This window comes from Tabrizicola oligotrophica, from assembly GCF_011008935.1.
Classification (GTDB): Bacteria; Pseudomonadota; Alphaproteobacteria; order Rhodobacterales; family Rhodobacteraceae; genus Tabrizicola_A; species Tabrizicola_A oligotrophica.
Genome location: NZ_JAAIVJ010000002.1, coordinates 407,326 through 429,366, shown reverse-complemented (window position 1 = coordinate 429,366; position 22,041 = coordinate 407,326). Strand labels below are relative to the sequence as shown.

The following is a 22,041-nucleotide window of genomic DNA, read 5'->3' as shown; positions in this document are numbered from 1 at the left end:
GCCGCTCTTCGGTGTCACGACGAGAAGGCGAAGCCACCCGAGGAGTTACGCCGAAAAGAACGGTTTCGCCTTCATCGTCGGCGGCACCGGCACGCCCAGCCGGGTCAGGATCGAGGGCGCCAGCGCCAATTGGTCCAGCACCACATCCGATGCCGGCATCGCGCTGTCGCCGAAATAGTAGAACGCCGCGTCCTGCTGCAATTCGCCGGTGCCGCCATGGTGCCCGCGCTCGTCCTGCCCGTGATCGGCGGTGACAATCACCTCATAACCGTTGTCGCGCCAGCGTTGCAGGAAGGGCGCCAGCATGGCGTCCATCACATAGCAGGCGTGATCCATCTCCTCGCAGTCATGGAAGAATCTGTGGCCCATGCTGTCCAGCGTGCAGGTATGCAGGATGCCGTAGTCGATGCCATGCACCTCGGTCAGGCGGGTCAGCGTGGCGAAGAGATCGACGTCCGAGGGCGTCATCTGGTTGATGTTGCCGTAGCCGGTCATGGTGTGGAAGCGGCCATGGGTGATCGGGCCGCCCGGCTCGTCATATTCGATATCGCGGACAACGTCGAAGGGCGCGCGGTTGAAGAATTCCGACCAGAAGCTGTGGGTCACCGCCCCGGTCTTCAGCCCCGCCTTGGTGGTCTCGGAAAAGATGTCGGGCTGCTCCAGTCGGTAGACCGCCTCATTGCCCCAGACCCGATGCACCTGCGGCGGCACGCCGGTGTGGATCGAGGCATAGCAGGAGGCGCTGGTCGACGGCAGCACGGCGCGGATACGGTGGACCGAGGCGTCGCCATGGGCGACCCAGCCCTCGAGATTGCCAAAGAGCCGGCGCCAGTTGCGGTAAGGCACGCCGTCAAGGATGATGAGCAGGAGCTTGCGTTTTGTCATGGTCTGAAACCTTGCGCCCGCCGGGGCCGTCAGAGCCTCCGGCGGGGATATTTGGGCCAGTATGAAAGGCCGGGATACTCAGTTTCCGGCGGATTCCATCTTGCGGGTTGTCAGGACGTCTTCCAGCCAGCCAAGTTTCATTTCCGGAACCGAGGAAAGCAGGAGATCGGTGTAATCGTCGAAGGGCGGGGTCAGCACGTCGGTCTTCTGGCCGTAGCGCACCACCTGGCCCTTGAACATCACCGCGATCTTGTCGGCGATGGCCTTCACTGTGGCAAGGTCATGGGTGATGAACAGATAGGCGACATTCTCGCGGGCCTGAAGATCGAGCAGCAGCTTCAGGATGCCGTCGGCGACCAGCGGGTCGAGCGCGGAGGTCACCTCGTCGCAGATGATGAGCTTCGGTTTGGCCGCCAGCGCCCGGGCGATGCAGACGCGCTGCTTCTGGCCGCCGGAGAGTTCCGCCGGATAGCGGTCGGCATAGCCTTTGCCCATCTCGATCTGGTCGAGAAGTTCCTGAATGCGCTTCTCTTTTTCTGCCCCCTTCAGGCCGAAATAGAATTCCAGCGGGCGGCCGATGATGGTGCCGACGGTCTGGCGCGGGTTCATCGCCACGTCGGCCATCTGGTAGATCATCTGGAGTTCGCGCAGATCGTCCTTCGTGCGCCCGGCGAGGTCTGCCGAGAGCGTGCGGCCGGCAAAGGTGATGCGGCCCGAGGCGGGCGGCAGCAGGCCGGTGATGGCGCGGGCAAGCGTCGACTTGCCGGAGCCGCTTTCGCCGACGATGGCCAGCGTCTGGCCCGGCGCCACATCGACGGTGACATTCTTCAGCACGTCGAAACTCGTGCCCTTGTAGCGGGCGGTGACGTTCTGCACCGACAGCACCGGCGCGGCCTGCGGCTTTTCGGCGTGGTCGATGGAGCGGACCGAGACGAGGGCCTGCGTGTAGGCTTCCTTCGGGGCGTTGATGATCTGGTCGGTGCTGCCGTATTCCACCTTCTTGCCGTGGCGCAGCACAAGGATGTCATCGGCGACCTGCGCCACCACGGCGAGGTCATGGGTGATGTAAAGCGCGGCGACCCCGGTTTCGTGGATCGCCCGCTTGATCGCCGCCAGCACGTCGATCTGGGTCGTCACGTCAAGCGCGGTGGTGGGTTCGTCGAAGATCACGAGGTCGGGCTTGGGGCAGAGCGCCATCGCGGTCATGACCCGCTGGAGCTGGCCGCCGGAGACCTGATGCGGGTAGCGGTTACCGATGGTTTCGGGGTTCGGCAACGAGAGCTGGCGGAACAGCGAAACCGCCCGGGCCTCGGCCTCGGCCTTGGTCATCACGCCATGGGCGACCGAGGTTTCGATCACCTGCTCCATCAGCTTTTTCGCCGGGTTGAAGCTGGCCGCCGCCGATTGGGCGACATAGGTGACTTCCCTGCCCCGCAGGTCGCGCAGGGCGCCGGCGCTGGCAGTGCGGATGTCGCGGCCGTTCAGCACGATCTCGCCCCCGGTCAGGCGCACGCCGCCGCGGCCGAAGGACATGGCCGAAAGCCCGATGGTGGACTTGCCGGCGCCGCTTTCGCCGATCAGGCCCAGAACCTTGCCCTTTTCGACCGACACCGACACGCCATCGACCAGCACCACATGGCGCGGCGGTTCGCCCGGCGGATAGGCGGTGGCTTCGATTTTCAGATTGTTGAACGACAGCAGGGTATCAGCCACCGCGGCCCCCTTTCAGGCTGGAGGTGCGCGACAGGATCCAGTCGGCAACGAGGTTGACCGAGATTGCCAGCGCGGCAATCGCCATGGCGGGCATCAGGGCGGCGGCCTTGCCGTAGATCAGCCCGTCCTTGTTTTCCTTCACCATGCCGCCCCAGTCGGTCAGCGGCGGCTGGATGCCAAGGCCGAGGAACGACAGGGTGGAGATGAACAGCACCGCGAAGATGAAGCGCAGGCCAAACTCGGCGACGAGCGGCGAGAGCGCGTTGGGCAGGATCTCGCGGAAGATGATCCAGCCCTGCTTTTCGCCGCGCAGCTTGGCGGCCTCGACATAGTCCATCACGGTGATGTCCATGGCGACAGCGCGGCTGAGGCGGAAGACGCGGGTTGAATCGAGAACGCCCATCACGAGGATCAGCACGGTGAGGTTCAGCGGCAACACCGACAGCATGACCAGCGCCACGATCAGCGAGGGGATCGCCATCACCAGATCGACGATGCGGGAAAGGGTCTGGTCGATCCAGCCGCCGCGCACGGCCGCGAAGAAGCCGAGGAACGAGCCGAGCGAGAAGGCGAGGATCGAGGAGGCGAGCGCGACAAAGATCGTCACCTGCGCACCGTAGATCAGGCGGGAAACGATGTCGCGGCCGATGGTGTCGGTGCCGAGCCAGTAGGCGGCGCTCGGCCCCTCCCACACGCCGCCGACGGCGGAATCGATCGGATAGGGCGCGATGAACTGGGCAAAGAGGCCGACGAACAGGAAGGCCCCGGTCAGCACCAGCCCGATGATGGCGGAAAGTGGCATTCTCATTTCGGGTGCCTCAGGCGCGGGTTCGCGACGATGGCAATCACGTCCGCCGCCATGTTGAGGAAGATGTAGACGGCGGCGAAGATCAGGCCCACGGCCTGCACCACCGGCACGTCACGCTTGGTCACGTGGTCGACGAGGTATTGCCCCAAGGCATTGTAGCCAAAGACAACTTCCACCACGACGACGCCAACCACCAGATAGGCAAGGTTCAGCATGACCACCGAGACCACCGGCGCGATGGCGTTCGGGAAGGCATGGCGCCAGACCACCTGCATCGGCGTGAGACCCTTCAGCTCTGCCGTCTCGATATAGGCCGACTGCATGACGTTCAGGATCGCCGCGCGGGTCATCCGCATCATATGCGCCAGCACGACCAGAACCAGCACGATCACCGGCAGGGCCACGGCGTGCAGCTTGGCCCAGAAGCTCATGCCCGGAAACACCATGGCAACCGGCTGGAAGATCGGGAAGACCTGCGTCAGCAGGAAGATCACGAAATAGGCCGCGACGAATTCGGGCAGCGAGATCGTGGTCAAGGTCACCCCGGAAATCAGCTTGTCAGGCCAGCGCCCGGCATAGCGGGCCGCGATGAGGCCCAGCAGGATCGCCAGCGGCACCGAGATCGCGGCGGCACATCCGGCCAGAAACAGCGTGTTGCCAAGGCGTTGCCCGATGGATTGGGCAATATCGGCCTTGTTGGTCAGGGCCGTGCCCAGATCGCCCTGCACGACCCCGCCAAGCCACTGGAAGTAGCGGGTCAAGGCGGGCTGATCGAGCCCCATCTGTTCCCGCAGGTTGGCCAATGCCTCGGGTGTCGCCTGTTGGCCAAGAATAGCCTGCGCGGTATCACCCGGCAGGGCCTCGACCCCCAGAAAGATCACAGCCGAAACGGCGAGAAGGAGCAGGAGGCCCAGCGCAACGCGCTGGACCACCAGTTTCAGAACCGGATGCAAGGACCCGGCCTCAGGCGTTCAGCCAGCAGCGCACCTGCGCCCGGCCGTTCATCAGCTCGCCGTTCGGATCGTCGACCCAGCCGCCGACCGCTTCGGACACGCCCGACACGAAGTCGTTGAACATCGGCAGGATCAGGCCACCCTCGTCGCGCAGGATATGCGCCATTTCCGAATACTGACCCTTGCGCTTGGCCGCATCCAGTTCACCGCGCGCCGCCAGCAGCAGCTCGTCGAACTTGGCGTTCTTGAACTTGGTGTCGTTCCATTCTGCGGTGGACAGATAGGCGGTGGAATACATCTGGTCCTGCACCGGACGGCCGCCCCAGTAGGAGGCGCAGAACGGCGCGACGTTCCAGACGTTCGACCAGTAGCCGTCATCGGGCTCCAGCTTCACTTCCAGCGGAATGCCGGCGGCCTTGGCCGAAGCGGCAAACAGGTTGGCGGCATCCACCGCCCCCGGGAAGGCACCCGGCGCAGTGGCAAGGATGATCGGGCTGCCGTCATGGCCGGATTTCTTGTAGAACTCGGCGGCGGCGGCGGCATCGTATTCGCGCTGCGGGATGGTCTCGTCGAACAGGGGATACGCGGCATTGATCGGGAAGTCATTGCCGGGCTTGCCCAGACCGCCCAGGATCTTGTCGACCTGCTCCTGACGGTTGATCGCCAGTTTCAGCGCCATCCGGAGATCGTTGTTGTCGAACGGTGCCTTGTCGACATGCATGATGAACACATAGTGCCCGCGACCGGCGGCCGAACGGATCTGGATGCCCGGAACGCCCTTCAGCAGTTCCACGATCTTCGGGTCCACCCGGTTGATCATGTGAACCTGACCCGATTGCAGCGCGGCGGTACGGGCGGTGTTGTCGTTGATGACCAGAATCTCGATTTCGTCGGCGTGGCCGATGGTGCTGTCGAAATAGTTGGCATGCTTGACGAAGGTGTGGCGCACGCCGGGCTCGTTCACCACCACCTTGTAGGGGCCGGCACCAATGCCTGCCGCCGGATTGTCCACGCCGCCGCCGGGTTGGATCATCAGGTGATAGTCGGCCATCAGATAGGGCAGGTCGGCGTTGGCGGCGTTCAGCTTCAGCGTGACCATGTCACCTTCGGCCTTCATGTCGGTGATGCCCTGCACGATGCCCAGGGCGCCCGACTGCGCCTTCTCGTCGGTGTGGCGCTTCAGCGTCGCCACCACGTCATCGGCGGTCACGGTCTTGCCGTCGTGGAACTCGACGCCGGCGCGGATCTTGAACTTCCACTCGGTCGCGTCGGGCGAGGAGGAGATTTCCTCGGCAATGCGGTGGTCGATCGAGCCGTCGGGGTTCACGTCGACCAGCATCTCGCCCCAGGTCATGTTGACCTGGAACGGCACTTCCGAAGCGGCCAGCGCCGGGTCAAGGCTGTTGGTCGATTCACCGCCCTGCATCCCGACCCGGATGATGCCGCCTTTCTTGGCCTCTTCCGCATGGGCGGCCTTGGTGAACAGCGCCCCGGCGAGGCCCGCCGAAATCCCCATCGCCGTAGTACGGCCAACGAATTCGCGCCGCGTCATCGCGCCCTTGCGGACGCGCGCAATCATCTGGTCGAGTTGATCGGACATAGATTTTTCTCCCTGCGTTTGGCCCGGATTGCCGGTGCCTTCTTGTTGATTTGAGACCTACTAAATCGTGAAGCACCTGGGCTGGCAACGATTCTTGCCGGCGGCCCGGTCAGACAAACTGGCGCGGCACCTCCTCGTCAAAGTGGCGCTCAAAGACCTTTTCATCGCCCTCATAGGCGGTCAGCCGGGCCTGCAACCGCAGGTGGCTGGCGGTCGCCGTCATCTCGGCCCTGGCCTCGGTCCGCACCCGCCAGTCGCCGCGCGACAGCCGCTGCTCCCAGGTGTGGACGGCGCGCGCCGACAGGGGATCATCGGGGTGAATCTCCCACAGTTCAGTCATGGTCTCGCCGGTGCAAAGCCCGTGATCGAGGTTCTCGGCATCGCCCAGATCGTCGCGAATCACCAGCGCGACCCTGCCCGACATCAGATCCGTCTCGATCTTGCGCGTGGTCTGGGCCGCACGCAGAACCTTGTGTTTCCACGGGCTTGCATGCTCGGCGGGCGGCGGAGCCCACTCCGTTCCCGCGCCCTGATGCACCGGCAGGTCCAGACGACCGCCAGTCAGGGTCAGCCGGCCGGCCTGCGGCGAGGGCCAGACAAATGGCCAGTAACTGTTCGACAGCGCCAGCCGCAAGCGGTGTCCGGCGGCCAGCCGATAGGCCATCTGGTCGATGTCGAAGGCAACCTCCACCACCTCTCCCGGGACCAGCGGCGCAGGGGTTTCCATGCCGTTACGGTGGCACAGGTTCAGCATGCCATGGGCAATCCGCACCGAGGCCCCATCCGGCCCGACATCGCACAGCCGCGCCACGACGAAGCCCAGAGGTTGATCGGAGGACAGCCGCAACGACAGTCGCGTCGCGCCGATCAAGTCCAGCGGCGCCGCCAGCACCGACCCGTCGAAACAGACCGACAGCGCATCGTCGCCCGCCTGATCCCCCGGCATCTCGGCATTCAGCCCCATCGGGAAGAACTCGCCGGTGTGCATGCCCAGATGCTGCGGCGTGGCAATCTCTGCCCGAACTTCGCCTTCAATGTGGCTCAAATATCCCACGGGGGCCCGGGGGTGTGAAACCCCCGGGGGTTGGCCCAGATGCCACATCTCCCGCCGCACCCGCGGGCTGGGCCAGACAGCCTCGGCCACCCATTCGCCCGCCCGATGCTTTGCACTGGCATCGGGGGCTTCCGACTCCAGCCGGTACACTCGATAGGCCGGATCCGCCTCGGCCCCGTTCTCGATGCCCTTCAGCCAGCGGTCCCACCAGCGCAACGCCTCTTGCAGAAAGCCGATCCGCGGCCCCGGCACAGCGGTATGGGGATACTGGTGCACCCAGGGCCCGACGATGCCCTTGACCGGCCCGGCGCAATTTTCCACCAGCGCCGCCACGGTGTTCATGTAATTGTCGGCCCAGCCGCCCCAGATCTGCACCGGAACGGTCATCCGGGCAAAATCCTCGCAGACCGAGCCGTGCTTCCAATAGGCGTCCCGCGCCTGATGCCCGGCCCAGCGCGGCGCCAGCCAGGGCTCGGCCTCCAGCCGGGCCAGCCAGTCGGCCCGCCAGTCGGCGCGCAAGGCCGGATCGGCCGGCCGGCTGGAATAGGAGAGCATCACCGCCCCCCAGCCGAAATTCTCGCCCAGAAGGCAGCCGCCCTTGAAATGGATGTCGTCGGCGAACCGGTCGGTGGTCGAGCAGACCGACACCACGGCCTTCAGTGCCGGCGGCTGGCGAAAGGCGGTTTGCAGGCAGTTGAAACCGCCCCAACTCTTGCCCATCATCCCGACCGACCCGCTGCACCAGGGTTGCGCCGCCAGCCAGCCGATCACCTCCTCGGCATCTCGCAGTTCCTGCTCGGTGTACTCGTCGGCGATCAGCCCCTGACTGTCGCCGCAGCCCCGCATGTCGACCCGCACGGCGGCATAGCCATGCCCGGCAAAATACGGATGCATCATCTCGTCGCGCGGCAAGGTACCGTCGCGCTTGCGATAGGGAATGTATTCCAGAATGGCCGGCACCGGGCGGGCCAAGGCATCTTCGGGCATCCAGACCCGCGCCGACAGCCGGCAGCCGTCGGACAGGACGATCCCCAGATCGGGGGTCTCGGCCACAGGACACGGAAGCGTGCGAACGATCGACATGGACATTCCCCCTGACCCGATTGGGCAATGTTTTTGCCCCCCGCCCCCGGCCGGAAACGCCGCATTTTCGACCATTTGCGACACAATTACACGAACGTATAATTGACGGCCCACGCAATGTCACCACCGGCCTTCCGGCGGGCCTGACTCCGTCGTCAATGCGTCGGGAAACTACGCCCTTGAAGCAGATTTGGTCGCCCCCGAGACTTGCGATCAGCTCGCCCGGCGCTAGGCTGGCGCAAACCAGAACTGGAGCGATCATGGCCATGCCAACCTCTGCCCGCCCGAACATCCTGATCCTGATGGTCGACCAGTTGACCGGAACCCTGTTCGAGGACGGTCCGGCCGATTTCCTGCATGTGCCGAACCTGCGCAAGCTGGCCGCCCGGTCGGTGCGCTTTGCCAACAGCTATACGGCCTCGCCGCTCTGCGCCCCTGCCCGCGCGGCCTTCATGTCCGGCGCCCTGCCCCGCCGCACCAAGGTCTATGACAACGCCGCCGAGTTCTGCTCCGACATCCCGACCTATGCCCACCACCTGCGCCGTGCGGGCTATTACACCGCGCTTTCCGGCAAGATGCATTTCGTCGGCCCCGACCAGTTGCACGGTTTCGAAGAACGCCTGACGACCGACATCTACCCCGCCGATTTCGGCTGGACCCCCGACTATCGCAAGCCGGGGGAACGCATCGACTGGTGGTATCACAACATGGGTTCCGTCACCGGCGCGGGGGTGGCGGAAATCACCAACCAGCTCGAATATGACGACGACGTCTGTCATCAGGCGGTGCAGAAGCTTTACGACCTGTCGCGCGGCCTTGACCCGCGCCCGTGGTGCCTGACCGCCAGTTTCACCCACCCGCATGACCCCTTTGTCGCCCGGCGCAAATACTGGGACCTTTATGAGGGCATCCCGGAACTGGAACCGCCAGAGGGCCTGGCCTATGAGGACATGGACCCGCATTCCAGGCGCCTGATGGACGCCTGCGACTGGCGGTCGATGGAGGTGACGCCCGAGCATATCCGCCGCTCGCGCCAAGGCTATTTCGCCAACATCTCCTACGTCGACGACAAGATCGGCGAGATTCTGGCTGTGCTGGAAGCCTCGCGGCAAGAGGCGATCATCGCCTTCGTGTCCGATCATGGCGAGATGCTGGGCCGCAAGAGCCTGTGGTTCAAGATGAACTTCTTCGAAGGCTCGGCCCGCGTGCCGCTGATGATCGCCGCCCCCGGCCTTGCGCCGGGCTTGGTGACAACGCCGGTCTCGACGATCGACCTGACGCCCACGCTCTGCGATCTGGCCGGCATCTCGATGGCCGAGGTGATGCCCTGGACCGATGGCGAAAGCCTCGTGCCCCTGGCCAAGGGCGCCGAGCGCACCACCCCCGTCGCCATGGAATACGCCGCCGAAGGCACCATCACCCCCATGGTCGCCCTGCGACAGGGCGCCTGGAAATACATCCACTGCCCGGCCGACCCGGACATGCTGTTCGACGTCGCCAATGACCCCGAAGAGACGAACAACCTGGCAGGCGATCCGCGCGTGGCCGAGGTGCTGGCGCATTTTCAGGGCCTTGCCAAAGACCGCTGGGACATGGCCGCCTATGACGCCGAAGTGCGGCAATCCCAGGCCCGGCGCTGGGTGGTCTACGAGGCGCTGCGCAATGGCAATTACTATCCCTGGGACCACCAGCCGCTGCGCCTCGCGTCCGAACGCTACATGCGCAACCACATGGACCTGAACGTGCTGGAGGACAACAAGCGCTTCCCGCGCGGCGAGTGATCCTGCGACGACAGCGCGCCGACAAGGGTTGGACGCTCCGCGGGGGATATTTGGGGCCACATTGAAGGCTTCAACGTGGCGGCAAATATCCCCGCCGGAGGCTCCGACCTGTCAGCCGCGCGAGCCCCGGGCGTCCTCCAGCAGCATTTCCGCGCCCTTCCAGCCCATCAGGATCGACGGCGCGTTGGTATTGCCGGCGATCAGGTTCGGGAAGGCCGAGGCGTCGATCACGCGCAAACTGTCGACCCCATGCACCCGGCAGCGCGCATCAACGACGGCGGCTTCGGCACTGGCCCCCATCCGCGCAGTGCAGGAGTGGTGATAGACCGTGCCCGAGCGCTGGCGGAAATCGTCGATCAGCGCGGCATCGCTTTGCACCGCCGGGCCGGGGCGCAGCTCTTCCTCGATCAGGCCGGCAAGCGCCGGCTGTGCCGCGATGTGGCGGACATATTTCACCGCTTCGAGCATCTCCTGCACGTCGTGATCGGTCGAATAGACATTGGCCACGATCTTCGGATGCGCCAGCGGATCGGGCGACTGGATATGGATATGCCCGCGCGAGGTCGGGCGGCAGTTCGACAGGCCGATCGAGAGGCCGGGGAAGGGATCGGGCGTCAGAAGGGGGCGCTCGCCCGCCTTGGGCAGGAGCGTTGAAAAGGCCTGCAGGTAAAGCTGCATGTTGGGCCGCGTGAGATCGGCCCGCGTGCGGAAAAACCCGCCGCCGTGGTTGATCGACTTGGCCAATGGCCCGCTGCCAGTCAGGACATACTGCAGGCCCACAAGAAACTTGCCCCACCACGGCCGCAGGATGTCGTTGTAGGTCGGCACCTTCATGCGGAAGGTATAGTTGATCCCCTGATGGTCGGACATATGCTCGCCGACGTTGGGGTTATCCAGCACGACCGGAATGCCAAGACCCTGCAGCAGGCCGGCGTTGCCGATGCCCGACAATTCCAGAAGCTGCGGCGAGTTGATTGCGCCGCCGGACAGGATCACCTCGGCGTTGCAGCGCAGCTCATGGCGTTGACCGCCTTGCAGATAGTCCACCCCGACGGCGCGGCGGCCTTCCATCAGCACCCGCGTCACCTGCGCGCGAGTGAGGACCCGCAGGTTCGGCCGCTTCATCGCCGGCCGCAAGAAGGCCCGCGCGGTGGAGTTGCGGCGCGCGTCCTTGATCGTCATCTGGTAATTGCCGGCGCCTTCCTGCTCGGCGCCGTTGAAATCGCGGTTGTGCGGCAGGCCCGCCTGACCGCAGGCCTTGATGTATTCATCGACCAGCCAGTGCAGCCCCTTGCGGTTCTCAGAGATGAACAAGGGGCCACCCTTGCCGCGATACGCATCCGCCCCCGCCTCGTTATCCTCGATCGCGCGATAGGCCGCGTTGCACTCCTGCCAGCCCCAGCCCGGGTTTTCCGCGCCCCATTCGTCATAGTCGGCCTTATGGCCCCTGATCCACACCATCGCATTGATGCTGGACGACCCGCCAAGGATCTTGCCGCGCGGCCAATGATCGCGCTGGCCGTTCAGGCCCGGATCGGGCTCGGTCGCGTACATCCAGTTGACGGCCGGGTTGTAGAACAGCTTGCCATAGCCCAAAGGCAGGTGGACGAAGAAATTCGTCAGGTTGAGTGCGGTGTCGCTGCCCCCCGCTTCGATCAGCGTGACCCGGTGTTTGCCGTTCTCGGACAGCCGATTGGCCAGAACGCAGCCCGCCGACCCGGCGCCGACGATGATGTAATCGGTTTCGTGCATCCCCGGTCCCCGTCTGGCTGCGGCGTGACCCTTTTGTCAGGGCCTTGCCGGTGTTGTATCCGGGCCACCCCGCCGAACCTTGCCGGGCTGCGACAGAAAATGTCGCTTTCCCCGGCGACGGCGCTGCGCCATACTGGACCGACGCAGGACGACCTGTGGCATGATCCTCCTGCCGGGACGACCCGGCCCCTTGATGGAGTTCAACATGCCGTGGATCTGTCTGGGCCTTGCCGGGCTTCTCGAAGTCGTTTGGGCCTTTGCGATGAAGTCGTCCAAAGGCTTCACCCTGTTCTGGCCAAGCCTTGTCACCCTGATTGCAATGGTCGCAAGCTTTGCGCTGCTGGCCCTTGCGATGCGCAGTCTGCCGCTTGGCACCGCCTATGTGATCTGGACCGGGATCGGCGCGGTCGGGGCGTTTGTGCTGGGTATTGCCGTTCTGGGCGAGGCCGCAACGCCCCTGCGGATCGTGGCGGCCCTGCTGATCGTGGCGGGGATGGTGCTGATGAAGCTGGCCAGCCCCGGATAAGGCGGCTTACCGCCCCTTCCACACCGGATCGCGCTTTTCGGCAAAGGCGCGGGCGCCTTCCAGCTGATCCTCACTGGAATAAAGCTTGTCGACCGTCGGCATCTGCCGCTTGGTGATGCGATTGAGGGCATCCTGAAAGCGCATGTTCTCGGCCTCGCGCACCACTTCCTTGATGGCGGCGTAAACCAGCGGCGGGCCGGATTCCAGAAGCCGCGCCAGATCCCAGGCCTTGGTCAGCAGGTCCTCGGGCTGGCAGACCTCCTTGATGAGCCCCCAGCGGAAGGCCTCCTCGGCATCGAACCAGCGGCCGGTCAGCAGAAGGTCCATGGCGACGTGATAGGGAATACGCTTCGGCAGCTTGATCGAGGCGGCATCGGCCACCGTGCCCGAGCGGATTTCCGGCAGGGCGAAGGTGGCGTTGGTCGAGCAGAGGATGATGTCGGCGGAGAGGGCAAACTCCAGCCCGCCGCCGCAGCAGATGCCCTGCACCGCGGCAATCACCGGCTTGTTGAGGTTCGGCAATTCCTGCAAGCCGGCAAAGCCGCCCACCCCATAGTCGCCGTCCACCGCGTCGCCCTCGGCGGCGGCTTTCAGGTCCCAGCCGGGGCAGAAGAATTTCTCGCCGGCGGCGCGGATGATGCAGACGCGCAAGCTGTCGTCATCGCGGAAGTCGCGGAACACCAGTCCCATCACCCGGCTGGTTTTCAGGCTGATCGCATTGGCCTTCGGGGCATCCAGCGTCACCTCAAGGATCGCGCCTTCGCGGCGGGTCTTGATCGGGCCCTCGGTTCTCATTTCCATCGCCATGTCACACCTTCCGGATCAGGGCATCCACCGCCACGGCGCCTTGGGCGCGGACGAGGATCGGGTTAATTTCAATTTCTTCAAGGCTGTCGTCGGCTAGCATCCGCTGCCCCAAAGCCACGGCGATGCGGGCGACGGCGGCCATGTCGGCCTTCACCCGCCCGCGATAACCATCGAGCAGCGGCCAAAGGCGCAAGCGGCGCATCGCCTCCAGCACCTGCGCCTCGGTGGCGGGCAGCACCAGCGTCACGGTATCGGCCAGCACTTCGGCGGTGACGCCGCCCATGCCAAGGGTCAGCGTGACGCCGTAGACCGGATCGCGGCGCAGCCCCAGGAGGATTTCGGCCACTGCGCCGGTGACCATCTCTTCCACCAGATAGCCGGTCGCGCCCGCCATCTCGGCCTGGCCGTCAAGGCTGGAAAGACCCAGCCGCACCGCCCCGGCCTCGGTCTTGTGGGCAAAGCCCAGACCCTTCAACGCGTAGGGCGGGGTCAACGCCGCCAGATCGAGATCGGCCAGACGCGCCGCCGAAACCGCCTTCGGCACCGCCACCCCGGCCTCGGCCAGAAGCGCCTTGCCTTCGGCCTCGCTCAGCATCCGGGCCTCGCGCGGGGCCAGCGCCTTGGCAGGCCGCCAGCCGGGCGCCCCCGCCGGCGTCTGCGCCGCCTTGATCGCGGCCAGCGCGGTTTCCAGCCCCAGAAGCGTGCAGACCCCCTGCGCCATCATCGCCTGCACCCGCTCCTCGCCGAAATTCTCGGCCATCGAAGCGACCGGCAGGGCAATCTTGCCGGTCGCCTTTTGCGCCGCGACAATGGCGTCGAAGGCCGGCTGATAGCCCGACGGGTCGCAGCGGTCGGGGCGCGGGCTGTCGATGATGTAGATGCCGGCGTCATAGGCGTCGAGCATGGCGGTGAAAACCTCGGTGGTCTTCGGGCCGTCGCCCCAGATGAAAGTGTGGTAATCCAAGGGGTTGGAGATGGTCGGGATCTCGCCCAGCACCTTGAACAGCCGGTCATGCGTGGGTTGCGGAACCGGCGGAAAGTCGATGCCATAGGGCGCGGCCAGATCGGCGACCAGTCCCGCCTCGCCCCCCGAACAGGACAGCGAGCAGATCCGCGTGCCGATCTCTGGCCCGTGCATGTGAAAGAGCTTCAGCGTCTCGATCAGTTCCGACGGCGTGTTGACCTCGGCCACCCCGATCTGGCGCAGGAAGGCGGACGAGGCCGCGCCGCCCCCGGCCAGACTGGCGGTATGGCTGGCAGCCGCGGTGCGGCTGAGTTCGGTCTTGCCCGACTTGATCGCCACCACCCCCTTGCCCATCGCCCGCGCCCGCTCGGCCAGCGCGGCAAAGGCCGGGGTATCGTCGATGCCTTCGATATAAAGCCCCAGCGCCGTGACGCGCGGATCATCGAGCAGCGCGCCCGCCAATTCGGCAAGCCCCACCACGGCCGCATTCCCGAGGCAGGCGACATAGGCCACCGGCAGCCCGCGCTGCTGCATCCCGAGATTGATGACGATGTTCGAGGACTGGCTGACCAGCGCCACCCCCGTCTCCACCGGCACTCCGCCATGCTGGTCGGGCCAAAGGAGCGCGCCGTCGAGATAGTTGATGACGCCGTAGCAGTTCGGCCCGAGGATCGGCATCTCGCCCGCCGCCGCCACCAGCTTGCCCTGCAACTCCGGCTCGCCCGCCTCGGTCCAGCCGCTGGCAAAACAGATCGCCCCGCCCGCGCCCATGGCCGCAAGCTCGGCCACCACGTCAATCGTGGCAAAGCGGTTGACGCCGATGAAGGTGGCGTCCGGCGGCTCCGGCAGATCGGCAAGCGAGGCATAGGCCTTCAGCCCGCCGATCTCGGCCTTGGTCGGATGCACCGGCCAGACCGGCCCCTTGAAGCCCATCTTGCCACATTGCTCGATCACGTTCAGCGCCCAGCCCGCCCCCAGAACGGCAATGGATTTCGGGCGGAGAAGGCGGTTGAGGTTCTTCATGCCCACCCCCCGCACCTTTGACCGGCCCCGAGGCGCTGCCCCGGACCCCGGGATATTTTTGAACAGATGAATGAAGGGCAAAGACGCTCTGCCCCGAGCCAACGAGGCAGAGAATCTTCACCTGTTACCGTCATCGGGGTCCCCCCCTGTTCGGTGATTCCATGATAGGTCATGCCGGTTAACACTTCGTTTCTTTCATCTGTTCGCAAATATCCACGGGGGTAAGGGGGCAGTCAGCCCCCTGATTTTCGCAGAAAATCGTCACGCCCCATATGGGCGCAGAAGTTCGCGGCTGATGATGTGGCGCTGGATCTCGCTGGTGCCTTCCCAGATCCGCTCCACCCGCGCGTCGCGCCAGATGCGCTCCAGCGGCAATTCGTCCATCAGCCCCATGCCGCCGTGGATCTGGATCGCCTCGTCGGCCACCATGGCCAGCACCTCGGTGGCCTTCAGCTTGGCCATCGACATGTCAGCTTCGGTCACCGTGCCCTGATCGTATTTCCATGCCGCCTCGCGGGTCAGCAGTTCCGCGGCTTTCAACTCCATCGCCATATCGGCCAGCTTGAAGCTGATGCCCTGGAACTTGCCGATCTGCTGGCCGAATTGCTTGCGCTCTGCCGCATAGGAAATCGCATGGCCCAGCGCACGTTCGGCGCGGCCAAGGCAGGTGGAGGCAACTTGCAGGCGGGTCGCGCCGAGCCAGCTGTTCGCCACCTCAAAACCTTTGTGGACCTCGCCAAGGATCTGCCGCTTGTTGAGGCGGCAATCGTCGAATTCCAGAATGCCGTTGGTATAGCCCCGGTGGCTGACGTTGCGATAGCCGTCGCGGACAGTGAAGCCCTTGGTGCCCTTGTCGACGAAGAAGGCGGTGATCTTCTTTTTCGGGCCGCGCGGGGTGTCCTCCTCGCCGGTCGCCATGAAGCAGATGGCAAAGCCGGCAAGATCGACATGGGAGATGAAATGCTTGGTGCCGTTCAGCACCCAGTCATCGCCATCCTGGCGTGCCGATGCTTTCATCCCGCGCAGGTCCGACCCGGCGCCGGGTTCGGTCATGGCAAGGCAATCCCAGGTCTCGCCGCGGATGCACGGCATCAGATATTGCTCGCGCTGTTCTGCGTTGCCAGCCAGCAGGATGTTCGACGGCCGCGCCACGCAGGTCCAGTGCAGGGCGTAATTCGCCCGGCCAAGTTCCTTTTCGTAAAGCAGCCAGGACAGGGTATCGAGCCCCGCGCCGCCCACCTCGGCGGGCATGTTGGCGGCGTAAAGCCCGGCGGCGATGGCTTTCTTCTGGATCTCCTTGATGAGCTCCAGCGGCAAATGGCCCGAGCGCTCCACTGCAAGCTCATGCGGGAAAAGCTCGTTTTCCACGAAAGCCCGCGTCGCATCGACGATCATCTGCTGTTCTTCGGTCAGTCCGAAATGCATGGCTTACTTCCTTTGACCAACAGCACGGCCGGCACCTTCGGGCAGAGGCAGATTGGCATGGGCATCAGCAACCGCTTTCAGCTTGGCCCAGACCTCTGCCGAAGCGGGGGACGATTTGCCCGCCGCCATATCGACGTGCAGGCAAAGCTGCTCGATGGTGGCCACGCAGTCCTCGCCCTTCATGATACGCACGAAGGACCGGAAGCGCTTTTCATCCGCCGAAATGATCTGGATTGTGCCGGTCAGCCGATCGCCGAGCTTGGCCTCGCCCAAATGGCGGATATGGGTTTCGGCCGAATAATAGCTGTGGCCAGCAGCAACATAGTCCATCCCGGCCCCGATCAGCCGCAGGAAGGCGTCGATGGTTTCGGAATTGGCAAAGTAGTAGCGGCTTTCGGTCATGTGGCCGTTGTAGTCGATCCAGCCCGGCAGCACCTGCATATGCGCCATTTCCAGGGGCGCGGCCTTGGGCGCGCTGTCGGTGGCGCCAAAGAACGCCGCCGCCTTGCGCTCGTCATGCTCGCGCAGCACCTTGCCCGCGCCCCAGTTGCGCTCTTTCAGCGCACGCAGGAAGCCGATCAGGTTGCTGTCGCGGATCCGCTCCAACTCGCGGATCGAATGGTGGCCGGATTGCGCGTCGGACTGACCGGCGATCAGGTCCACGAGCTCGTCGTTGAACTCGGGCACGTCCATCAGCTTGGTCCAGGGCCAGGTCAGGCAGGGGCCGAACTGGGCCATGAAATGCTTCATGCCGGCCTCGCCGCCCGCCACGCGATAGGTCTCAAAGAGACCCATCTGGCCCCAGCGCAGGCCAAAGCCCATGCGGATGGCTTCGTCGATTTCCTCGGTGGTGGCGATGCCGTCCTTCACCAGCCACAGCGCCTCACGCCAGACCGCCTCAAGGAAGCGGTCGGCGATATGGGCGTCGATTTCCTTGCGGACATGCAGCGGGAACATGCCGATTTCGCGCAGGATCTCCTTGGCGCGCTCGATGGCCTCGGGCGGGTTTTTGGGCGAGGGCACCACCTCGGCCAAGGGCAGAAGGTAGACCGGGTTGAACGGGTGGGCGACGAAGATCATCCCCGGTTCCGGGGCTTTTTCCTGCAATTCCGAGGGTTTGAAACCGCTGGTGGAGGAGCCGATCAGCACGCCAGGCGCGACCTGCTGGATTTGCGCAAAGACCCGGTGTTTCAGGTCCAGCCGCTCGGAGACGGATTCCTGAATGTATTCGGACCCCTCCACCGCTTCGGTGATGGTGCTGACAAAGCTCAGCTTGCCCTCGGCCGGCATCGGCACATCGCTGAGCGCCGGCAGCGCCTGCCTGGCGTTGGCGATCACCTCACCCACCTTGCGGGGCGCTTCGGGATCGGGGTCGAAGACCGCAACGTCCCAGCCGTTCAAGAGGAACCGCGCCGCCCATCCGCCGCCGATAACCCCGCCCCCAATGATTGCCGCTTTCCGTGCCATGTCTTTTCCTTTTCCTCCGGGGCCGACCGCCCCCCCTGCCCTCCCCCACGAGGGGGGGGAGGGAGGTGCCCGATTTCGTTGTCCCGCGGCCCTGGATCAGCGCGGCAAAGGCGCCCGCTTTTCCAGTTTCAGCTTGGCCCGCACCTCGGCCGGGGTGATGACCCGCGCCCCGAGGTTCGAGATGATGCTCACCGCGCGTTCCACGAGTTGCGCGTTGGTGGCCAGCACGCCCTTGTCGAGCCAGAGATTGTCCTCCAGCCCCACCCGCACGTTGCCCCCGGCCAGAACGGCGGCGGCGACATAGGGCATCTGGTTGCGGCCGATTGCGAAGGCCGACCAGAACCAGTCGGCCGGCACGTTGTTGACCATGGCCATGAAGGTATTGAGATCATCCGGCGCCCCCCACGGCACGCCCATGCACAGCTGCACCAGCGTCGGGGCCGGAATGACGCCCTCGCGCGCCAGTTCCTTGGCCAGCCACAGATGGCCGGTGTCGAAAGCCTCGATCTCGATCCGCACCCCCGCCGCCGTCATCCGCCGCGCCATGTCGCGCAGCATGCCGGGGGTGTTGACCATGACGTAATCGGCCTCGTTGAAGTTCATCGTGCCGCAGTCGAGCGTGCAGATCTCGGGGCGGCATTCCACAACATGCGCCACCCGCTCGGTCGCGCCGGCCATGTCAGAGCGCGGACCCATGCGGCCCATCTCCTCGGTGCCCTCGAAATAGATATCGCCGCCCATGCCGGCGGTCAGGTTCAAGACCACATCGGTACCCGAATCGCGGATGCGCTCGGTGACTTCGCGGTAAAGCGCGCCGTCGCGGCTGGGCTTGCCGGTTTCCGGGTCGCGCACATGGCAATGCACCACCGCCGCGCCGGCCTTCGCCGCATCAATCGCCGATTTGGCGATTTGCTCGGGGCTGCGCGGCACATGGGGCGATTTGTCCTGCGTGCCGCCCGAGCCGGTGACGGCACAGGTGATGAAAACTTCGCGGTTCATGGCCAGGGGCATGGGAATCCTCCAATTCGATGGCCGGCAGCATAGCGGGCTTGTCGCGGCGCGCATTGCGATTTACGAAAGAAGCATGGCAAAATCCGCATCAATTTTCGCTGCATCGCAGCAACCACTGACCCTGGCGCTGCTGGTGCTGCCGCAGGCCTCGATCCTTGAGGTCGCCTCGACGCTCGACCCGCTGCGCTCTGCCAATCGGCATTTGGGATCAGAGTCTTACCGCTGGCGCGTGGTCTCGCCCGACGGCCGCGCCGTGCCCCTGACCTGCGGCATCGAGCTGCCTTCGAACGGGCCGCTGGCCGCCGCCGACGGAGCGGATGCGCTGATCGTGATCGCGGGCTTTCAGCAATGGCAGGGCGCCACCCCGGCGCTGATCCGCGAACTGTCGCGCATGGCGCCGCGCTTTGCCGCCGTGGGCGGGATCGACGCCGGTTCATGGGTGCTGGCGCGGGCGGGGCTTTTGAACGGCTACAAGGCGACGGTGCATTGGGAAGACCTCGAAGACCTCGCCGCCGCCCACCCGGCGGTGGAGGTGCTGCCCGACCGCTTCGTCATCGACCGCGGCCGCTTCACCGCCGGCGGCGCGGCTCCGGCGGCGGACCTGATGCTGCACCTGATCCGCGCCCGCCACGGGCCGGCGCTGGCGCTGCAGGTGGCGGCAAGCTTCATCACTACCGCCCGCGACGGGCATGAGCCGCAGATCAGCCCGCGCAAGACCGACCCGCGGCTTGACCCACGCGTCGCCGCCGCCATCGCCCGGATGGAAGCCCGGCTGGACATGCCCGAAACCGCCGCCGAAACCGCCCGCGCGATCGGCCTGTCCGCCCGCCGGCTGGAGCAGATTTTCGCACAAAATCTGGGCCTCACCCCCGCCGCCTATGCCCTGTCCCTGCGGCTGCAGGCGGCGCGGCGGATGATCACCGATACCCGCCACCCGCTCGCCGAAGTGGCGCTGCGCTGCGGCTTTTCCTCGGCCTCCAGCCTGTCGCGCGCCTTCAGCGCAAAATTCGGCCAAGCCCCCAGCCGGCTGCGCTGAACTTTGACCCGCCGCCCCGGCGCTGCTGTCGGAGCCTCCGGCGGGGATATTTGCACCAATGTGAAAGGGCTTTCATACTGGCCGAAATATCCCGGGGGTGAGCCCGGAACGGGCGAGGGGGCTGGCCCCCTTACACCGGCTCCAGCAATCCCCGGCCCTTCAGCAGCGGCTCCACTCCCGGCATGCGGCCGCGGAATTGCGTGTAAAGCTCTTCGGCGGGTTGCGAGCCGCCGGCGGAGAGGATGAAGGTTTCCAGCCGTTTGGCCATTTCGGGATCAAAGGCGCTGCCGGCTTCCTCAAAGGCGGCGAAGGCGTCGGCGTCCATCACCTCGGACCACATGTAGCTGTAATAGCCCGAGGAATAGCCGTCACCCGAGAACACATGCGCGAAATGCGGGGTGGCGTGGCGCATGCGGATGGCGCGGGGCATGCCGATGCCTTCCAGCACCTCGGCCTGTTTCTGCATCGGATCGGCGGGCGCGGCGCCTTCGTGGAAGGCAAGGTCGACAAGGGCGGAGGCGACGAATTCCACTGTGGCGAAGCCCTGGTCATAGGTGCCGGCGGCGAGCAGGCGTTGCAGAAGATCGGCCGGCATCGCCTCGCCGGTCTGCCAGTGGCGGGCGTGTTTTTCGAGAACCTCGGGCACTTCCAGCCAGTGCTCGTAAAGCTGGCTCGGCAGTTCCACGAAATCGCGGGCGACCGAGGTGCCGGAGATGAAGCCATAGGTCACATTCGACAGCATCTGATGCAGGGCATGGCCGAATTCGTGGAACAGCGTGCGCGCGTCGTCATAGGACAGGAGCGCTGGCTCTCCCTTGGCGAAGTTGCAGACATTGACCACGATCGGCCTTGTGTCCTGTCCGAGCTTCTTCTGGCTGCGCATCGCAGAACACCACGCGCCCGAGCGCTTTGAGCCGCGCGCGAAGTAGTCGCCCAGAAACACCGCAACGTGGGCGCCATTGCGGGTGACGTCCCAGCCGCGCACATCGGGGTGATAGAACGGGCCGGCAATCTCGCGGAACTCCAGCCCGAACAGGCGGCCCGCGCAGTCGAACTGCGCGGCCAGCATCGCATCGAGCGACAGGTAAGGTTTCAGCGCCGCCTCGTCGAGGTCATGTTCGGCCTTGCGGCGCTTCTCGCTGTAATAGCGCCAGTCCCAGGGCTCCAGCGGGCCGGAAATCCCGTCGCCGTGCAGCATGGTTTCGAGAATGGCGGCGTCGGCGAGGGCCTTGGCGCGCGCCGGTTGCCAGACCCGCATCAGAAGGCTCCGTACTGCCGCCGGGGTCTTGGCCATTTCCGGTTCCAGCTTGAAATCGGCAAAGCTTTGATACCCCAGAAGTTTTGCCCGCTCTTCGCGCAGGGCCAGAATTTCGGCGGCAATCGCGCGGTTGTCGTTGGCATTGCCATTGGCACCACGGGCGACCCAGGCCTCATAGGCCTTTTCGCGCAGAGGACGGCGCGGCGAGAATTGCAGGAACGGCACGATCAGCGACCGCGACAGCGTGACCACCGGGCCGGGCTGACCCTTCTCCGCCCCTGCGGCGCGGGCCGAGGCGATGACGAACTCGGGCAGGCCGGCGAGGTCAGCCTCGGTCAGCGGCATGAACCAGTCGCGTTCATCGGCCAGCAGGTTCTGGCTGAACCGGGTGCCAAGGACGGCAAGGCGGGATTTGACCGCTGTCAGCCGGTCGGCGGCGGCGCCTTCCAGATTGGCCCCCGAGCGGACGAACATCTGGCGGTAAAGCTCCAGCACGCGCGCCTGTTCGGCGGTCAGGTCAAGGGTCTGGCGGGCCTGCCAAAGGGCCTCGATGCGGGAAAATAACGCCTTGTTGTTGGTGATCTCGGAGGAAAAGGCGCTCATTTTCGGGGCGAGGTCGCGCATCAGCGCCTCGCGCGTGTCATTCGCGTCGGCCCCGGCGAGATTGTAGAAGACCCCCGACACACGGTCGAGCAACGCCTCGGAAAGTTCCAGCGCCTCGATGGTGTTGGCAAATGTCGGAACTGCGGGATCTTCCGCGATTTTCGCAATGTTTTCGCGCGCCTGCGTCAGGGCTGCGTCAAAGGCCGGGGCGAAATCCTCATCACGGATGGCGGCAAAGGGCGGCAGGGAAAACTCGGCGGTCCAGTCGGTTAGGAGGGCGTTCATGGGGTGT

At 65.3% G+C, this 22,041-nt stretch carries 16 protein-coding genes; 3 read left to right on the top strand and 13 right to left on the bottom strand.

Going from position 1 to position 22,041, the window contains the following annotated elements; genetic code table 11:
• Positions 1-45 precede the first annotated feature (45 nt).
• From G4Z14_RS06145 to G4Z14_RS06120, 6 genes are all read right to left on the bottom strand, one after another.
• Complete coding sequence (locus G4Z14_RS06145; RefSeq protein WP_164623901.1) at positions 46-885, bottom strand: alkaline phosphatase family protein; 840 nt, start codon at positions 883-885, stop codon at positions 46-48.
• 78 nt (positions 886-963) lie between these two features.
• A complete protein-coding gene (locus tag G4Z14_RS06140) occupies positions 964-2,598 on the bottom strand; it encodes an ABC transporter ATP-binding protein (RefSeq protein WP_164623900.1) in 1,635 nt (544 codons plus the stop codon).
• On the bottom strand, positions 2,591-3,406 hold the full coding sequence (locus G4Z14_RS06135; RefSeq protein WP_164623899.1) for an ABC transporter permease: 816 nt from the start codon (positions 3,404-3,406) through the stop codon (positions 2,591-2,593). Before G4Z14_RS06135 ends, G4Z14_RS06140 begins: the two co-directional genes overlap by 8 nt.
• Positions 3,403-4,359 (bottom strand): ABC transporter permease, encoded by a 957-nt coding sequence (locus G4Z14_RS06130; protein WP_164623898.1) that lies wholly within the window; start codon positions 4,357-4,359, stop codon positions 3,403-3,405. Before G4Z14_RS06130 ends, G4Z14_RS06135 begins: the two co-directional genes overlap by 4 nt.
• A 10-nt stretch (positions 4,360-4,369) precedes the next feature.
• The gene (locus G4Z14_RS06125) at positions 4,370-5,959 is read right to left on the bottom strand and encodes an ABC transporter substrate-binding protein (RefSeq protein ID WP_164623897.1); all 1,590 of its coding nucleotides are present in this window, start codon (positions 5,957-5,959) and stop codon (positions 4,370-4,372) included.
• Positions 5,960-6,068: 109 nt separating this feature from the next.
• A complete protein-coding gene (locus G4Z14_RS06120) occupies positions 6,069-8,096 on the bottom strand; it encodes a CocE/NonD family hydrolase (protein ID WP_164623896.1) in 2,028 nt (675 codons plus the stop codon).
• 260 nt (positions 8,097-8,356) lie between these two features.
• Here G4Z14_RS06120 and betC point away from each other — a divergent pair, with 260 nt between their 5' ends.
• Positions 8,357-9,877 (top strand): choline-sulfatase, encoded by a 1,521-nt coding sequence (gene betC, locus G4Z14_RS06115; protein WP_227751555.1) that lies wholly within the window; start codon positions 8,357-8,359, stop codon positions 9,875-9,877.
• Between the two features lie 111 nt (positions 9,878-9,988).
• Here the strand turns inward: betC and G4Z14_RS06110 are convergent, their stop codons facing one another.
• Complete coding sequence (locus G4Z14_RS06110; RefSeq protein ID WP_164623895.1) at positions 9,989-11,629, bottom strand: GMC family oxidoreductase; 1,641 nt, start codon at positions 11,627-11,629, stop codon at positions 9,989-9,991.
• A 205-nt stretch (positions 11,630-11,834) separates the two neighbouring features.
• Between G4Z14_RS06110 and G4Z14_RS06105 the strand changes: the two genes are divergently transcribed.
• A complete protein-coding gene (locus tag G4Z14_RS06105; RefSeq protein ID WP_164623981.1) occupies positions 11,835-12,155 on the top strand; it encodes a DMT family transporter in 321 nt (106 codons plus the stop codon).
• A 6-nt stretch (positions 12,156-12,161) separates the two neighbouring features.
• On the opposite strand, the gene G4Z14_RS06100 is transcribed toward G4Z14_RS06105, so the two are convergent.
• The 5 genes from G4Z14_RS06100 to G4Z14_RS06080 all read right to left on the bottom strand — a co-directional run bounded on the left by G4Z14_RS06100 (position 12,162) and on the right by G4Z14_RS06080 (position 18,852).
• Positions 12,162-12,956: a carnitinyl-CoA dehydratase gene (locus G4Z14_RS06100; protein WP_164623980.1), complete on the bottom strand. Its 795-nt coding sequence runs from the start codon at positions 12,954-12,956 to the stop codon at positions 12,162-12,164.
• Positions 12,957-12,963: 7 nt separating this feature from the next.
• Positions 12,964-14,949: an acetate--CoA ligase family protein gene (locus G4Z14_RS06095; protein ID WP_164623894.1), complete on the bottom strand. Its 1,986-nt coding sequence runs from the start codon at positions 14,947-14,949 to the stop codon at positions 12,964-12,966.
• 261 nt (positions 14,950-15,210) lie between these two features.
• Positions 15,211-16,374: an acyl-CoA dehydrogenase family protein gene (locus G4Z14_RS06090; RefSeq protein ID WP_164623893.1), complete on the bottom strand. Its 1,164-nt coding sequence runs from the start codon at positions 16,372-16,374 to the stop codon at positions 15,211-15,213.
• A 3-nt stretch (positions 16,375-16,377) separates the two neighbouring features.
• Entirely contained in the window at positions 16,378-17,841 is a 1,464-nt protein-coding gene (locus tag G4Z14_RS06085; RefSeq protein WP_164623892.1) for a carnitine 3-dehydrogenase, read from the bottom strand.
• A gap of 96 nt (positions 17,842-17,937) precedes the next feature.
• On the bottom strand, positions 17,938-18,852 hold the full coding sequence (locus G4Z14_RS06080) for a BKACE family enzyme (protein WP_164623891.1): 915 nt from the start codon (positions 18,850-18,852) through the stop codon (positions 17,938-17,940).
• A gap of 73 nt (positions 18,853-18,925) precedes the next feature.
• Between G4Z14_RS06080 and G4Z14_RS06075 the strand changes: the two genes are divergently transcribed.
• On the top strand, positions 18,926-19,888 hold the full coding sequence (locus G4Z14_RS06075) for a GlxA family transcriptional regulator (RefSeq protein WP_164623890.1): 963 nt from the start codon (positions 18,926-18,928) through the stop codon (positions 19,886-19,888).
• Between the two features lie 130 nt (positions 19,889-20,018).
• On the opposite strand, the gene G4Z14_RS06070 is transcribed toward G4Z14_RS06075, so the two are convergent.
• Positions 20,019-22,034 carry a M3 family metallopeptidase gene (locus G4Z14_RS06070; protein ID WP_164623889.1) on the bottom strand — a complete coding sequence of 672 codons (2,016 nt, stop codon included), beginning with the start codon at positions 22,032-22,034 and terminating at the stop codon, positions 20,019-20,021.
• Between the last annotated feature and the right edge of the window lie 7 nt (positions 22,035-22,041).

What these genes read in the sequence shown, in the direction of transcription:
- G4Z14_RS06100 (WP_164623980.1), bottom strand. Translation starts at nt 12,956, where the DNA reads ATGGAAATGAGAACCGAGGGCCCGATCAAGACCCGCCGCGAAGGCGCG.
- G4Z14_RS06120 (WP_164623896.1), bottom strand. Translation starts at nt 8,096, where the DNA reads ATGTCGATCGTTCGCACGCTTCCGTGTCCTGTGGCCGAGACCCCCGAT.
- G4Z14_RS06110 (WP_164623895.1), bottom strand. Translation starts at nt 11,629, where the DNA reads ATGCACGAAACCGATTACATCATCGTCGGCGCCGGGTCGGCGGGCTGC.
- G4Z14_RS06080 (WP_164623891.1), bottom strand. Translation starts at nt 18,852, where the DNA reads ATGCCCCTGGCCATGAACCGCGAAGTTTTCATCACCTGTGCCGTCACC.
- G4Z14_RS06145 (WP_164623901.1), bottom strand. Translation starts at nt 885, where the DNA reads ATGACAAAACGCAAGCTCCTGCTCATCATCCTTGACGGCGTGCCTTAC.
- betC (WP_227751555.1), top strand. Translation starts at nt 8,357, where the DNA reads ATGGCCATGCCAACCTCTGCCCGCCCGAACATCCTGATCCTGATGGTC.
- G4Z14_RS06125 (WP_164623897.1), bottom strand. Translation starts at nt 5,959, where the DNA reads ATGTCCGATCAACTCGACCAGATGATTGCGCGCGTCCGCAAGGGCGCG.
- G4Z14_RS06095 (WP_164623894.1), bottom strand. Translation starts at nt 14,949, where the DNA reads ATGAAGAACCTCAACCGCCTTCTCCGCCCGAAATCCATTGCCGTTCTG.
- G4Z14_RS06105 (WP_164623981.1), top strand. Translation starts at nt 11,835, where the DNA reads ATGCCGTGGATCTGTCTGGGCCTTGCCGGGCTTCTCGAAGTCGTTTGG.
- G4Z14_RS06070 (WP_164623889.1), bottom strand. Translation starts at nt 22,034, where the DNA reads ATGAACGCCCTCCTAACCGACTGGACCGCCGAGTTTTCCCTGCCGCCC.
- G4Z14_RS06085 (WP_164623892.1), bottom strand. Translation starts at nt 17,841, where the DNA reads ATGGCACGGAAAGCGGCAATCATTGGGGGCGGGGTTATCGGCGGCGGA.
- G4Z14_RS06135 (WP_164623899.1), bottom strand. Translation starts at nt 3,406, where the DNA reads ATGAGAATGCCACTTTCCGCCATCATCGGGCTGGTGCTGACCGGGGCC.
- G4Z14_RS06075 (WP_164623890.1), top strand. Translation starts at nt 18,926, where the DNA reads ATGGCAAAATCCGCATCAATTTTCGCTGCATCGCAGCAACCACTGACC.
- G4Z14_RS06090 (WP_164623893.1), bottom strand. Translation starts at nt 16,374, where the DNA reads ATGCATTTCGGACTGACCGAAGAACAGCAGATGATCGTCGATGCGACG.